General features: G+C 57.2%; 11 protein-coding genes and 2 pseudogenes. 12 read left to right on the top strand and 1 reads right to left on the bottom strand.

Features of this window, described 5'->3' with window-relative positions; translation table 11 throughout:
* The first annotated feature begins 586 nt into the window (after window positions 1–586).
* The 12 genes and pseudogenes from ACW9UQ_RS16590 to rfbA all read left to right on the top strand — a co-directional run bounded on the left by ACW9UQ_RS16590 (window position 587) and on the right by rfbA (window position 13,911).
* Window positions 587–2,167: a phosphate ABC transporter substrate-binding/OmpA family protein gene (locus ACW9UQ_RS16590; RefSeq protein WP_458932126.1), complete on the top strand. Its 1,581-nt coding sequence runs from the start codon at window positions 587–589 to the stop codon at window positions 2,165–2,167.
* A 103-nt stretch (window positions 2,168–2,270) separates the two neighbouring features.
* Window positions 2,271–3,413, top strand: a complete 1,143-nt coding sequence (locus ACW9UQ_RS16585; protein ID WP_458932125.1) for an ABC transporter substrate-binding protein — start codon at window positions 2,271–2,273, stop codon at window positions 3,411–3,413.
* Window positions 3,414–3,751: 338 nt separating this feature from the next.
* A complete protein-coding gene (locus ACW9UQ_RS16580) occupies window positions 3,752–4,711 on the top strand; it encodes a TAXI family TRAP transporter solute-binding subunit (RefSeq protein ID WP_458932124.1) in 960 nt (319 codons plus the stop codon).
* A 104-nt stretch (window positions 4,712–4,815) separates the two neighbouring features.
* On the top strand, window positions 4,816–7,590 hold the full coding sequence (locus ACW9UQ_RS16575) for a TRAP transporter permease (RefSeq protein ID WP_458932123.1): 2,775 nt from the start codon (window positions 4,816–4,818) through the stop codon (window positions 7,588–7,590).
* Window positions 7,591–7,603: 13 nt separating this feature from the next.
* On the top strand, window positions 7,604–8,035 hold the full coding sequence (locus ACW9UQ_RS16570; protein WP_458932122.1) for a universal stress protein: 432 nt from the start codon (window positions 7,604–7,606) through the stop codon (window positions 8,033–8,035).
* Window positions 8,036–8,094: 59 nt separating this feature from the next.
* Complete coding sequence (locus ACW9UQ_RS16565) at window positions 8,095–9,633, top strand: YjbH domain-containing protein (protein ID WP_458932121.1); 1,539 nt, start codon at window positions 8,095–8,097, stop codon at window positions 9,631–9,633.
* On the top strand, window positions 9,569–10,018 hold the full coding sequence (locus tag ACW9UQ_RS16560) for a YjbH domain-containing protein (protein ID WP_458932120.1): 450 nt from the start codon (window positions 9,569–9,571) through the stop codon (window positions 10,016–10,018). Before ACW9UQ_RS16565 ends, ACW9UQ_RS16560 begins: the two co-directional genes overlap by 65 nt.
* 1 nt (window position 10,019) lies before the next feature.
* Window positions 10,020–10,565, top strand: a complete 546-nt coding sequence (locus tag ACW9UQ_RS16555; protein WP_458932119.1) for a hypothetical protein — start codon at window positions 10,020–10,022, stop codon at window positions 10,563–10,565.
* Between the two features lie 11 nt (window positions 10,566–10,576).
* Window positions 10,577–11,138: pseudogene (gene rfbC, locus ACW9UQ_RS16550) on the top strand (dTDP-4-dehydrorhamnose 3,5-epimerase).
* Between the two features lie 12 nt (window positions 11,139–11,150).
* Window positions 11,151–12,188 (top strand): dTDP-glucose 4,6-dehydratase, encoded by a 1,038-nt coding sequence (gene rfbB, locus ACW9UQ_RS16545; protein ID WP_458932127.1) that lies wholly within the window; start codon window positions 11,151–11,153, stop codon window positions 12,186–12,188.
* The gene (gene rfbD, locus ACW9UQ_RS16540) at window positions 12,185–13,039 is read left to right on the top strand and encodes a dTDP-4-dehydrorhamnose reductase (RefSeq protein WP_458932118.1); all 855 of its coding nucleotides are present in this window, start codon (window positions 12,185–12,187) and stop codon (window positions 13,037–13,039) included. The genes rfbB and rfbD overlap by 4 nt, the downstream gene beginning before the upstream one ends.
* The gene (gene rfbA, locus ACW9UQ_RS16535; RefSeq protein WP_458932117.1) at window positions 13,036–13,911 is read left to right on the top strand and encodes a glucose-1-phosphate thymidylyltransferase RfbA; all 876 of its coding nucleotides are present in this window, start codon (window positions 13,036–13,038) and stop codon (window positions 13,909–13,911) included. Before rfbD ends, rfbA begins: the two co-directional genes overlap by 4 nt.
* 181 nt (window positions 13,912–14,092) lie before the next feature.
* Here rfbA and ACW9UQ_RS16530 read toward each other — a convergent pair.
* A pseudogene (locus ACW9UQ_RS16530) lies at window positions 14,093–14,347 on the bottom strand (integrase core domain-containing protein); the annotation flags it as partial.
* Window positions 14,348–14,563: the final 216 nt, after the last annotated feature.

The following is a 14,563-nucleotide window of genomic DNA, read 5'->3' as shown; positions in this document are numbered from 1 at the left end:
CCCCATAGACACCGCCCAGCCCCCGCAGCTTCCTCCCTGAGAGATTTTCCAACGCGGACCACACTCAGGCCAAGCCGAAACCGCGCACCCTGGCCCGCATCAGAAAATCTTCATCTTTGCGGACATTTTCGGCAATTCCGAAACTCGCACCCCCACTCGAATGACTAAGGCTTCCGACTACTCGACATCTTTTTGCTAGCATTGAGTGCGCGTTTTTTTGCTTTGCACTATAGCACGTCCAACTTTTCTAATCCGGGTGAGCCTTATGGCTTGTCTGCAAGTATCGGGAACAGAAGATGCTCGACTTTGCGTGGTTCCTACCTTAATACTACTCAAGTATATTCATGCATTAATCTTTTGGTGCGTTGCCAAGGGTTAACTGCCGCAATTCGCACTGAAATCATCAAGCAAATTGCGCTGTGCCTGGGTCGACAGCCTTTAAATCAAGGCTGCAAACAGTGGGGAAAATCAGAGTAAAACGCCTTGTTGTTTTCACAATCTCGCCAGAATCACTAATTATATGCAGATATGATGACGGGATGTGGCGCTGCAGTTTTCCCGTTCCCACCGAAAAAGGGGTTTAATTGTGCGAACTACTTCATGGACGTCCACCTTACGCGCTGGCGTGGCAGCAACTGTGCTGTCAGCCTTTGCGATGCAGCCTGCCTTGGCGCAAACCGTCCAACTAAAATCGACTGACGGGACAATCTCCGTCAATGGTCAGTTGCAGAGCTTCGAAGGCGGCTTCTACACTATTCAGACTGTTCTGGGCACTTTGCGGATCGCGTCTGACAACATCATTTGTGAAGGCGAAGCCTGTCCTGACCTGAGCCCGAGTGGCGACGTTGTTATTGCCGGGTCGGCCACGCTTGGGAGCTCTTTGATGCCGCTTCTGCTGTCCGGCTTTGCTGGCGAGGTGAATGGTATCGCGGAAGAGGTTGAAAAAACTGGTCCGGTGACCACCACGCGTCTGGTTGGAGACTCAGGTTTTGGTGATGAGATCGGTACCTTTACCGTGTCATCGACCAGTTCTTCGGACGCGTTCCGTGAACTACGGGACAAGGGCACGAATATCGGTATGTCCTCACGCCGTATTGAGCCGCAGGAAGCACGTTCCTTGCGTGACCGCGGTGCGGGCAACATGATTGCCTTGGATCAGGAACACGTTATCGCGGTGGACAGCATCTTGGTTGTCGTGAACCACGACAATCCGGTTGACACATTGTCAATGGAACAGATCGACCGGATCTATGCAGGTCAGATTACCAACTGGTCGCAGGTTGGCGGTTCTAATCAGCCGATCGTGGTATATGGTCGTGATGAGGGCTCGGGAACCCGGTCGGTTTTTGAAGCACGTGTTTTCGCGGCCTCCGGTCGTAGCACCTCAAACGCAGTGCGTGTTGCGGATGACAACGAGTCACTGGCGGCAGCTGTAGCCTCCGATGCCAATGCAATTGGTTACGTCGGCCATGCGTTTGTCCGTGGTTCCAAACCAGTCAACATCGCGGATACCTGCGGGATTGTGACCTCGGCAAATTCCTTTGCGGCAAAAACAGAGGAATACCCGCTGCAGCGTCGTCTGTATCTTTATAATCGCGCAGACAATGCAACTGAGACCGTCAGCAACTTCATCGACTATGTCCAGTCTGCAAAGGCGGATGGCGTGATTTCGAAGTCGGGCTTCATCAACCTTGGGGTTGAGCGGGTGACACAGGACACCTCCAACGACCGGATGCGTCTGTTGATCGAGAATACCACTGACCCGTTCGAATTTGGTCTGATGCGCGAACTTCTGGTTGACATGTTCCAGTGGGACCGCCTGTCAACTACCTTCCGTTTCGCTTCGGGTTCCAGCCAGTTGGACGGTAAAGCACTGCTCGATCTTCAGCGTCTTGCTGAGTACCTAAAGACCCAGCCAGATGGGACCGAAGTTGCCCTGGTTGGGTTCACCGACAGTGATGGTGCGTTTGATGCAAACCGGGCCCTGTCTATCGGTCGTGCGCAGCAAGTTGCCGACACGATCCGTGCTCAGGTTGGCGGTCAGCTTTCGAATGTCCGCTTCAGCTTCAAAGGCTTTGGTGAACTTGCCCCGACAGCGTGTAACACATCCCTGGATGGCAAGCGCATCAATCGCCGGGTCGAAGTTTGGATCCGCAAACCTTCCTAAACCATCATCAGAGGTCGGGGTAAAACACCTCGGCCTCTTCTTTCTTAAGAAACGGTGATCATTTTCTGCCCGGCGGTAATTGGGCCAGAACTGGAGAGAAAGAATGCGTTTTCGTAGAATTCTAACGCTTGCTGCAACGGCCTTGCTGGCGCCGTTCGCTGCCGGTGCTGAGCCCGGTGTATCTGACAAAGAGGTGCTGTTCTCTCAGATAGCAGCTCTTGACGGGCCGACAGCACAACTGGGGCTTGGCATGCAAGCCGGGATCCTGGCCGCGTTTGAAGAGATCAACAAACAGGGCGGCGTGAATGGCCGGATCCTTAAGCTCGACAGCCGCGATGACGGTTATGAGCCGGATCGTTCGGTCCAGCATATCAACGACATCATTAAGGAAAACCAGCACTTCGCGGTGATCGGCACAGTGGGGACGCCGACCAATACCGCACTGCAGCCGCTGGCAACCAAGGCGGATATCCCATTGGTCGGTCCCTTCACCGGTGCTGGGTTCCTGCGCAACACGCAGAACCGCAACGTGTTCAACGTGCGGGGGTCTTATGATGCGGAAACCGAGCAGTGGATCAAACATCTTGCCGATGATGAAGGTCTGACCCGCATCGCCATCCTTTATCAAAACGATAGTTTCGGTAAAGCGGGCCTCAGCGGTGTCAACAAGGCGCTGGAAAAACGCGGCATGAAGCTGGTTGCGGAAGGGACTTATACCCGTAACACGACCGATGTGAAGGACGCCCTTCTGTCGATCCGTGATGCTGATCCGCAAGCTGTGGTTATGGTTGGTGCATACAAGCCGATTGGTGAGTTCATCAAACTGTCCCGTTCCTACGAGTTCGCGCCCGAGTTCGTCACCATTTCCTTTGTGGGTTCCAAAGCCCTGGCCGATGAGCTTTGGCCGGAAGGGGCTGGCGTGGTGATCAGTCAGGTTGTGCCGTTCCCCTGGGATCCCTCGGTACCCATTGTGCAGCAATATCAGGATGCGTTGTTTGCCCATGACGAAGAAGCCTCGATCGGGTTTGTTTCGCTCGAGGGTTATCTGGTTGGTCGCCTGACCATCGAAGCCTTGCGTAATGCGGGTCAGAACCCGACGCGCGAAAGCTTCCTGGCGGCGCTGCGGTCCTTGTCTTCCTATGACATGGGCGGCCTGAAGCTTTCCTATGGTGAGAATGACAATCAGGGAATCGATACGATCTTCATGACCCGGTTGCTGCCGGACGGGTTCTTCGAGCCGATGTAAGAAGGCCGAGCAGTCACCTGATACGGGCGTCCCTTGGGGCGCCCGTCTTTTTTTGCGGCCCCCAAAGCGGTTTGATTTTGCCTTGCCAGACTGGCAAAAATCGGGCCGCTGCATGGGGTTTTGCTGCGCTGCGGCGCAAACCGCCCCTTGACGCCGCGCGCGTCCTTGTGTCCTCTGATGTTGTCGCGCTGTGGTTGCAACCCGTTGTAATCGCAGCAGAGGGGGGAAGATCAATCACATATGACACGCCCCCATTGCCTTGAAAGGCGGCGAACCGGCCTCCCCTAAACGAGCCGGAAGCCATTGAGCAATAAGAACGTCAACACGGAGAAACAGATATGTTCCAATTCAAAGGCCTCGCTCTGGCCAGCGCCCTTGCACTTAGCACCGGGATTGCCTCTGCGCAGGAAACCTTCATCACCATTGGCACCGGCGGCCAAACCGGCGTTTACTACGTCGTCGGTCAGTCGATCTGTCGTCTGGTGAACCGCGGCTCTGCCGATCACGGTATGAAATGCACCGCACCTTCTACCGGTGGTTCCATTGCAAATATCAATGCCATCAAGGCCGGTGATATGGATATGGGCGTAGCGCAGTCGGATTGGCAGTACCATGCCTATAACGGCTCGTCGAAATTCGAAGGTGAGAAGTTCGACAACCTGCGTGCCGTCTTCTCCGTGCATGGTGAACCCTTTACCGTCATCGCGCGCAAGGATGCCGGGATCTCCAGTTTTGAAGACCTCAAAGGCAAGCGCGTCAATGTCGGGAATCCCGGATCCGGTCAGCGGGCCACCATGGAGGTCGTTCTGGACGCCATGGGCTGGTCGATGGATGATTTCGCGCTGGCTTCCGAGCTGAAACCGGCAGAGCAGGCGGCGGCTTTGGGCGACAACAAGGTGGATGCGATCATCTACACCGTTGGCCATCCGAACGGATCAATCCAGGAAGCAACAACCACTGTTGATGCTGATCTTGTTGACGTAACAGGTGATGCGATCACAGGTCTGATTGATGCCAACCCCTACTATGCTGCTGCGACAATCCCCGGCGGGATGTACAAGGGCAATGATGGTGACACGACCACCTTCGGCGTGAAGGCAACCTTTGTGACATCGGCTGATGTGCCTGAGGAAGTTGTTTATGAGGTGGTCAAGGCGGTCTTTGACAACTTTGACCGTTTCAAGCGTCTGCACCCTGCTTTTGAGAACCTGGAGGAAGCGGACATGATCGCGGACGGTCTGTCCGCCCCGCTGCATCCGGGCGCAGAGAAGTACTACAAGGAACGCGGCTGGATGTGATCCTGCCTCTGACCTGACATGGATCGGCGCGGGGTGCTGCCTTGCGCCGATCCCAACAAAAGACGAACAGGGAGCGTGAGGAGAAACCTCACGACGATATAAAAATGACGACAGATCCAGACAAGCAATTCGAAGCTGCGGCCGTTGAAATGGAAGCTGCAGGACATGGTGGGCTGAGCCAGAAAGAACTGGACGAACTGGTTGCATCCTCTGACACTGGCGGACGCACGCCCGAGGGCTGGGTCGGCAAGATGATCCTAATCGTGGCGCTCTGCTGGTCCCTGTTCCAGCTTTGGGTCGCCTCTCCGATACCTTTTGCGGTCGGTTTCGGGGTGTTCAATGACACCGAGGGTCGGTCGATCCATCTGGCCTTCGCCATTTTCCTGGCCTTCGCCGCCTATCCTGCCGCACGCAGTCCGGTACAACTGGGGCTTGGTATTGGTGTTCCGATCATTTTGGCTATTCTGTTTATGGTTGGCGCCAAAGAGGGGGTCCAGACGTGGTGGATACCGATTGTCGCAATGGTCGTCGTTGGTGCCATCCTGCTGGGATCGCCGAAAGAGTGGATCCCACCCTGGGAGTGGGTGCTTGTCATCGGCGGCGTTGCCGCGGCCATCTATCTGTTTGCCTTCTACGAACAAATCTCGGGGCGCGTCGGCGCGCCGATTTTGCAGGACTTTGTCATTGCGGTTATCGGCCTGATCCTTCTGCTTGAGGCGACCAGACGATCCTTGGGCCCGGCCTTGATGATCGTGGCGACGGTCTTCCTGGCATACACATTCCTTGGTCCCTACATGCCCGGCATTATCGCGCATAAAGGCAATTCGCTGTCCGAGGTTGTCAATCATCAGTGGATCACCACCGAAGGCGTGTTTGGTATCGCCTTGGGGGTATCCTACGGGTTTGTCTTCCTGTTCGTGCTGTTCGGCTCCCTGCTGGACCGGGCAGGGGCGGGTAACTATTTCATTCAGGTTGCCTTCAGCCTGATGGGGCATATGCGCGGCGGCCCGGCCAAAGCGGCTGTTGTGTCTTCGGCCATGACTGGTCTGATCTCGGGCTCGTCCATCGCCAATGTGGTGACAACCGGCACATTTACGATCCCGCTGATGAAAAAGGTCGGCTTCAGTTCGGAGAAAGCTGGCGCGGTCGAGGTGGCCTCGTCCGTCAATGGCCAGATCATGCCGCCTGTGATGGGCGCTGCGGCCTTCCTGATGGTCGAATATGTTGGCATCCCGTATTTTGACGTCGTCAAGCACGCCTTTGTTCCTGCGGTGATTTCTTACATCGCGCTGGTCTACATCGTTCATCTCGAAGCGATGAAAGCCAACATGCAGGGCCTGCCGCGCGCCTATGAGCCGGGTCCGTGGATGCAGCGCCTCGTCGGGTTTGTCTTCGGCGTTCTGGTCCTCTGCGTCCTGAGCTATGCCGTCTGGTATGGTATGGGGTGGGTCAGGCCGACCTTCGGTGATGCGTCTCCTTACATCATTTTTGCATTCTTGGTGGCGGTCTATCTGATCCTGCTCTGGTTTGCGGCAAAAGAAGAGCCGCTGGAACTCGACGACCCCAATGCGCCAGTTACCGAACTGCCTTTGCCTGGACCAACTGTCCGCTCTGGTCTGCACTATATCCTGCCGGTTGTGGTGCTGGTCTGGGCTTTGATGGTGGATCGCTTGTCGCCGGGGCTGTCCGCCTTTTGGGCCGCGTCGTTTATGATCTTCATTCTGGTCACTCAGCGTCCGCTGATGGCGATGTTCCGCAACGAGGGCAATATAGGCGCAGCCATCACAGGTGGGGTTGCCGATCTGATCGATGGTCTGATCACAGGCGCGCGCAACATGATCGGCATCGGCATTGCGACCGCAACCGCCGGTATCATCGTTGGTGCAGTCAGCCAGACCGGTGTCGGTTCTGCGCTGGCAGATGTGGTTGAGGTGCTGTCAGGTGGCAACATCCTTGCCATCCTGTTCCTGACCGCCATTCTCAGCCTGATCCTCGGCATGGGCTTGCCGACCACCGCGAACTACATCGTGGTTTCAGCGTTGCTGGCGCCGGTCATTGTCACCCTAGGCCAGCAGAATGGTCTGATCGTGCCGCTGATCGCCGTCCACCTGTTCGTGTTCTATTTCGGTATCATGGCGGATGTGACGCCGCCCGTGGGATTGGCGAGTTTTGCGGCAGCGGCTGTGTCTGGCGGCGATCCGATCAAGACCGGTGTGGTGGCGTTCTTCTATTCGCTGCGCACGGCGGCCTTGCCGTTCCTGTTCATCTTCAACACCGAACTTCTGTTGATTGATGTGAATTGGGCGCAGGGTATTCTTGTCTTTGTCGTTGCGACGGTTGCGATGCTGCTGTTTGCAGCGGCAACGCAGGGTTGGTTCATCACCCGCAACCGATTCTATGAAACCATCGCCCTGCTGCTGATCGCCTTTACCTTGTTCCGGCCCGGGTTCTGGATGGACATGATCTCGGCCCCGACAGAAGACGTGGCACCTGCCCGCATTGCTGATGCTGCTGCTGCAACACAATCGGGCGAGGATCTGCGCCTGCGCGTCGCCGGTGTCAACGATCTGGGTGACCCGATTGAGTTCGTTGCCCTTCTGCCCATCGGTGAGGGTGAAACCGGCGAGGAAAAGCTTGAAAACGCTGGTGTTTTGGTTCGCACGGACGGCGAAAAAATGCTGATCGACAATGTGACCTATGACAGTCCGGCGCAGGCCGCCGGGCTTGATTGGGATCAGCAAATCCTGCAGGTCATGCAGCCCATCGACCAGCCATCCAAATACTGGATGTTCCTGCCAGCGCTGCTGCTTCTGGGGCTTGTCGTGTTCCTGCAACGCAGCCGCGCGGGTGCGTCCGGTCGCAATGAAGCGACGGCTTGAGGAGTGCTGAACCATGTATAAATCTGTTCTTCTGACCATCGATCTGGGCCGGGAAGCATCCTGGAAGAAAGCGCTGCCGGAAGCCGTGGCCTTGGTGCAGGCCTCCGGCGGGGTGTTGCACGTCCTGACGGTGGTCCCGGATTTCGGCAGCCCCATGGTGGCCGGTTATTTCCAGCCGGACTACCATGACAAGGCGGTGGCACGGGTCGGTAGCGAATTGAAGGCCCTGTTGGATGCAGAGGTGCCCGATGAGGTCAAGGTCACGCCGCATGTCGTTTTCGGCACGGTTCATGATGAGATCGTCTCGGCCATCGGGCAGGTGGGGGCTGATCTGGTTGTCATGGCCAGCCATGCCCCGGACCGGGTCCGCGAATTCCTCGTTGGCAGTCAGGCCGACCGTGTTGTCCGCCGCTCACCTGTCTCGGTTCTGGTGGTGCGGGGCTGACGGCTATTGACCTTCCGGTCCTTAGTCGCATCATGCAGAGCAACTAAGACGGGTTTGGTATGACCGCCACAATCAAGATGTGCGCCCGCGCCGGACTGACCTGCGCTGCATTGTCATTGCCGGGCACCGCGTTGGCTCAGGATGGGGCCAGCGCGAACCTGTATGGCATGCCCGGCCTGATCGATATGCCATCGGCGCAAAGCTTCGAAGACGCTGATCTGGCGACAACCTATTCGTGGTTTTCCGGCACGCATAAGACGACGCTGGCTTTCCAGATCACCCCGCGCTTGACCGGCAGTTTCCGCTATGCGGTGATCGGTGGTTGGCTTGCGCCCGGCGATCCGCTGTTCGAAGCCTATAACGGCAATCAGTATGATCGCAGTTTCGATCTGCATTTTCGCCTGCTGGATGAGGGGAAATACATACCCTCTGTTGCGGTCGGTCTGCGCGATTTCATGGGGACAGGGTTGCTGTCGGGGGAGTATATCGTCGCCTCTAAACAGATCACATCCAGTCTTGGCGTGACGGGCGGGCTTGGCTGGGGCCGGTTGTCCAATAGCAGCGAGGTGCATACCGGCGAAACAACAACCGGGGGCGTGCCGAATTTCGGTCAGTGGTTCCGTGGGTCGGTCGGTGTGTTCGGTGGGATCGAATGGCGCACGCCGGTCAAGGGCCTGAGTTTCAAGGCGGAGTATTCGTCGGACCAGTACTTTCAGGAGACACAGGATCCGGCCCGTCCCGCGCCGATCTTTGATCGCAAGACACCATACAATTTCGGCCTGGAATACAGCCCGCGCGACAATCTGCGGATGGGTGTTTATCATATGTACGGCTCTCAGGTGGCGTTTCGCCTGACCGCACGCCTGAACCCGAAACGCAATCCGCATGGGGGTACGCTTGAGGGCGCACCTTTGCCGGTGATCAGCCGGGCACCCGCGACCTGGCGCGATACCAACTGGCTGAACACGCCGGATATCGAGACCAAGGGCCGAGAGCAGCTGGACGAGGTAATGACCCGTCAGGGCCTGAAGGTCGAGGCGTTGAACCTGAGCGCTCGTCAGGGCAATCTGTGGTTCCGCAACAAAAGCTACGAAGCCGCACCCCAAGCCTTTGGACGGGCTGCCCGGGCTATGGCCTATGTGATGCCGGATTCAGTTGATATCTTTCGCCTGACGCTGGTTGAGGACGGCATTCCGGTCAGCACCATGACACTGCGCCGGGCTGATCTTGAGGCGTTGGAGCATGATCCTCGGGGCACTGAAAAGATGCTGGCGGCGGTGGATGTCGAGGGCGGCATCGCAATGCCATCGACGGGGCGTGATCCCGCGCTCTACCCCGATTTTCGTTGGTCTGTCGGTCCATATGTCGGCGTCTCGCTATTTGATCCGACCAACCCTGTGCGGGCCGATTTGGGCTTGCGCGCGACCGGTGAGTTCACCATCAGCCCCGGCCTATCGCTTTCAGGTTCGGTGACCAAAAAGATTGTCGGCAACCGGGGGGCAGGGCCTGCCGGAACCCTCGGGCCTGCCGCGCGTGCGGTCCGAAGGCGGGCGATACTTCGAAGAGGGGGACCCGGCGCTGGAGCGGCTGACGCTTGATTACGTATTCAAGCCGGATCAGGATCTGTATGGCCGTGTCTCTGTTGGGTATCTTGAGCCGATGTTTGCCGGGGTGTCGACCGAGCTGCTCTGGAAGCCTGCCGACCAGAACTGGGCTTTGGGGGCAGAGGTCAATTTCGCCCGCCAGCGCGATTATGATCAACTGTTCGGGTTCCGGGACTATCAGACCGTCAGCGGGCATGCTTCGCTTTATGTCGATCTTCGAAATGGGTTTGAGGGGCGTGTAGATGTCGGTCGTTATCTGGCCGGTGATTGGGGCGCGACAATTGCGCTGGACCGGACCTTCAATAACGGCTGGAAGGTTGGTGCCAACGGCCGTTATCTGTTTGATCGGCGTCGCGCTGCTTGCCGGGCGACACGATGATATGGAACTGGTTTTGATCACTCTGTCTCTTGCGGCCGCTGTTGCAGGGTTTTTGGTGATCAACTTCCCGCTTGGTCGGATTTTCTTGGGTGATGGTGGAGCTTATCTTTTGGGGTTTGCCTTGGGTGTCGTTGCGGTCATGCTGCCATTGCGAAATCCTGAAATCTCGTCCTGGACCAGCCTATTGTTGCTAGCCTACCCGCTGACCGAAGCTTGGGTCTCGATGTTCCGGCGCCATGTTCTGCATCGCCGCAATATCAGCAGCGCCGACAGTGCCCACCTTCATTCGCTTGTATATCAATGTCTGTCCGCCACTTTGCAGGGCAAGCCCAGGCTACGGCGGCATCGCAATGCACTGACCGGGCTGGGTTTGTCCTGTCTAGTCGCGATCCCGGTTGGTCTTTCATTGCTGAAGCCAGAAAATTCAGTCGTAGGTTTTCTGTTATTTGTCGCTTTCGTTAATTTCTATATCTTCCTCTACTCGCTTGTCGCACAAAGACACAGTGCTGCAAGCGTAACCACGCGTCTTCGTCCGGTTGACATTTAGGCAGTCCAACTGTGACATCCCTTGCTGAAATCCGACGCCTTGGCCTTGAAGGCGTTGTTGTCATCACGCCGCGCCGGTTTGCCGATGACAGAGGGTATTTCAGTGAGGTGTGGAACAGGCGTGATCTTGCAGATGCGGGGATTGATGCCGATTTTGTTCAGGACAACCAATCGCTATCGCGTGCAGCGGGTACGGTACGCGGATTGCACGCGCAGGCGCTGCCGCATGCTCAGGCCAAGCTGGTACGGGTGCTCAAAGGCCGTATTCTGGATGTGGCGGTTGATATACGGCGCGGCTCCTCGAGTTATGGCAAATGGGTATCGGCCGAGCTTTCCGCGGAAAACGGACGTCAGATATTCATTCCTGCCGGGTTTCTGCATGGCTTCATAACACTGGTGCCGAAGACAGAGGTGCATTACAAATGCTCAGATATCTACGCACCGGATTGCGAGATTGCGGTTCGACGATCCGGAACTTGGGATCGACTGGGGAGTTTCTGCCGCTGATGCAACACTGTCCGAAAAGGATGCCGCCGCTGCAAGTTTCTGCGATTTCACCTCTCCATTCGACTAAGAGGGGCGGATGATGCGGTTGCTGGTTACCGGCGGTGCGGGGTTCATTGGCTCTGCGGTTGTGCGCCAGGCGATAGCCGAGGGGACCTCGCTGATCAATGTGGATGCGATGACCTATGCGGCCACCTTCGGGGCAACCGCTTCGGTGGCTGCTTCGCCCAATTACACGTTTGAAAAGGCCGATATATGCGACGGCCCAGTGATGGCGGCGCTACTGGACAAGCACCAGCCCGATGCCATCCTGCACCTGGCCGCCGAAAGCCATGTGGATCGGTCTATTGATGGTCCGCTGCAGTTTGTCAGAACCAATGTCACCGGGACTGCAATCCTTTTGGAGGCGGCGCGCGCCTATTGGGTGGCACGCGATCGGCCTGAGGCCTTTCGGTTTCACCACGTTTCCACTGACGAGGTGTTTGGTTCGCTAGGTGAGGAGGGGCGGTTCTCTGAGGTGACGCCCTATGCGCCAAACTCTCCCTATGCAGCCTCAAAGGCAGCTTCGGACCATCTGGTTCGTGCCTGGGCTGAAACCTATGGTCTGCCAGTGCTGATCACCAATTGTTCGAACAATTACGGCCCGTTCCAGTTTCCTGAAAAGCTGATCCCGGTCACAATTTTGAATGCTCTGGCGGGTCGACCCATTCCAATCTATGGCACCGGCGCTAACATCCGTGACTGGCTGCATGTGGAGGATCACGCTGCTGCCTTGCTGCACGTTCTGAAGAACGGGCAGCCCGGCCGGACCTACAATATTGGCGCGGATGGTGAGCGCACCAATCTGGATCTGGTCCGGACGCTATGTGCGATCCTGGATGAGGTCAGGCCCGATGCAGCCCCGCATGCCAACCTGATCACTTTTGTCCACGACCGGCCCGGGCATGACCAACGCTATGCCATCGACGCCAGCCGTCTGCGCGATGAGTTGGGATGGCGTCCGTCGGTCCCTCTGGATGACGGGCTGCGTAGAACTGTTGAGTGGTATATCGCCAACGAAAGCTGGTGGCAGCCGCTGCAGTCTCGGGCTGGGGTGGGCCAGCGGCTTGGCGTGGCATGAGGCGGTTTCTGGTCTTCGGGAAATCCGGCCAGCTGGCCCGCGCCCTTGCGCAGCATCCGGGCGTTGTCACGATGGGACGAAACACCGTCGATCTGGCTGCCCCGGACTCCGCAGCCGAGGTGATCGCGACCACCGATTGTGATGCGGTGATAAACGCTGCCGCCTACACCGCTGTTGATCAGGCTGAAACCGAAGAGGCGCTGGCCACCCGTATCAATGGCGATGCGGTCGGTGAAATGGCAAAAGCTTGTGCCGCGTGTGATTTGCCTTTCGTCACAGTCTCGACCGACTATGTATTTGATGGCACCGGTACCGACCCATGGTGCCCCGACAATCCGACCACCCCATGCAACAGTTATGGTCGCAGCAAGCGGGTGGGTGAACTGGCTGCATTGGCTGCCGGTGGGCGTGCGGCGGTTGTCCGGACCTCCTGGGTTTATGATGTTGAGGGGCGGAACTTTGTCACCACCATGTTGCGGCTTGGGGCAGAGCGGCCGAATTTGTCTGTCGTAGATGATCAGATCGGTGGCCCGACCCCGGCATCTGCCCTGGCTGAGGCTTTGATCCACATCGCAAACGCACTTGTCGAGGGGCGCGGCGCACCCGGTTTGTACCATTTTGCAGGAACACCGGATGTCAGTTGGGCGGCCTTTGCCGAGGCGATATTCGCCACCGCAGGCCTGCCCACAAGCGTCACGCCGATCCCAAGTGCCGATTTCTCAACACCGGCAAAACGCCCGGCCAATTCGCGATTAGACTGCCGTAGCCTGGAAACGGCATTCGGCCTGACTCGCCCAGACTGGCGGGATGATTTGCGCCTTAGCCTGGCGGACAAAAAAGGTGACACATGACAGACCGTAAAGGCATTGTTCTGGCAGGCGGCACCGGGTCCCGGTTGTTTCCGGTCACACTTGCGATATCCAAGCAGTTGATGCCGATTTATGACAAACCGATGATTTATTACCCGATCAGCGTATTAATGCTGGGCGATATCCGCGAGATTGCGCTTCTCACGACGCCCCATGATCAGGTTCAGTTCCAGCGCCTGCTGGGCGATGGCAGCCAGTGGGGGCTGCAGTTTACCTATATCGTTCAGGACAAGCCTGAGGGGTTAAGCCAGGCCTATCTGCTGGCCGATGACTTTCTGGCAGGTGCGCCATCAGCCATGGTTCTGGGTGACAATATCTTTGTCGGAGACAAGTTCGGAGAAAGATTGCTTGCGGTGTCTCGTCAACAAAGTGGTGGGACGGTGTTTGCCTATCAGGTCGCTGATCCGGAACGATATGGCGTTGTCGGATTTGACACTGATGGCACGGTATTGTCGATTGAGGAAAAGCCAGTGCGTCCGGCATCCAACTATGCCATCACTGGCCTTTATTATCTGGACGGCAGCGCGCCGGAACGCGCGCGTCAGATCCAACCTTCGGCGCGGGGAGAGTTGGAGATCGTTGATCTGTTGCGCAGCTATCTGGATGACGGATCACTTACCGTTCAGCGGATCGGACGCGGCTATGCTTGGCTGGATACCGGCACCCATGGCAGCTTGCTGGATGCTGGGAATTTCGTGCGTACGATGGAACAGCGCCAGGGGTTGCAGACGGGCAGCCCAGAAGAAATCGCGTTCGAGAAAGGCTGGATCACACGGGAGCAGTTGCTGGCGCTGGCCGAACCGTACGAAAAAAACGCGTATGGCAGCTATCTGCGGCGGTTGGCCGGGGCTTAAAGCGTCATGCGAACGCCTTAGATACGCCCCAGCGTCGCAGCCCCCCAACAACAGAACCGTTCCGATGAACGACTGGCGCCGGATGCCATGGCGCAGCAGCCGAAGGGCAGGGGCGGCCCCCCGACGCCTGCGCAGGTCGATGGGTAATCCCCCCATTTTTAGAGGGGTGCATCAGTAGAATTTAAGCTGCTTTCAGTTTCTGTATCGGGGTCATCCCGCCGATGCCCATGTTTGGTCGTTCATTGTTGTAAGTCCAGAGCCATCTCGTTGCGTGGTCTTGCACCTCCTCAATGCTGTCGAAGTCGTATCGGCCCAGCCATTCGGTGCGAACAGTCCTGTTGTAGCGCTCCACGTAGGCATTCTGCTGAGGCTTGCCGGGTTGGATATAGATCAAACCGATCCCTGCTTTTTCAGCCCATGTCTGTAGCCGCCCACTATAGCGTCTCACGAAATACCTGAGACATCAGGCATCATCTAACGCGTTGAAATCTTTGATTTCAGGCAGCGTTAGATGATTCAGATTTTTCGCATGACGCTTTAGGGTCTGTGGACATTCATCGTGAGTTTATGATGGCTGCGCACAGGTTGATCATCGCGGCATAGGAGGCATCCGTTTTCTCTGCCCTCATTGCGATGCGTTTGAATTCCTTCA

Source organism: Halovulum sp. GXIMD14793, from assembly GCF_054457435.1.
Note: the sequence above shows the minus strand (reverse complement) of the source record. Positions and strands in the feature narration are given on the sequence as shown.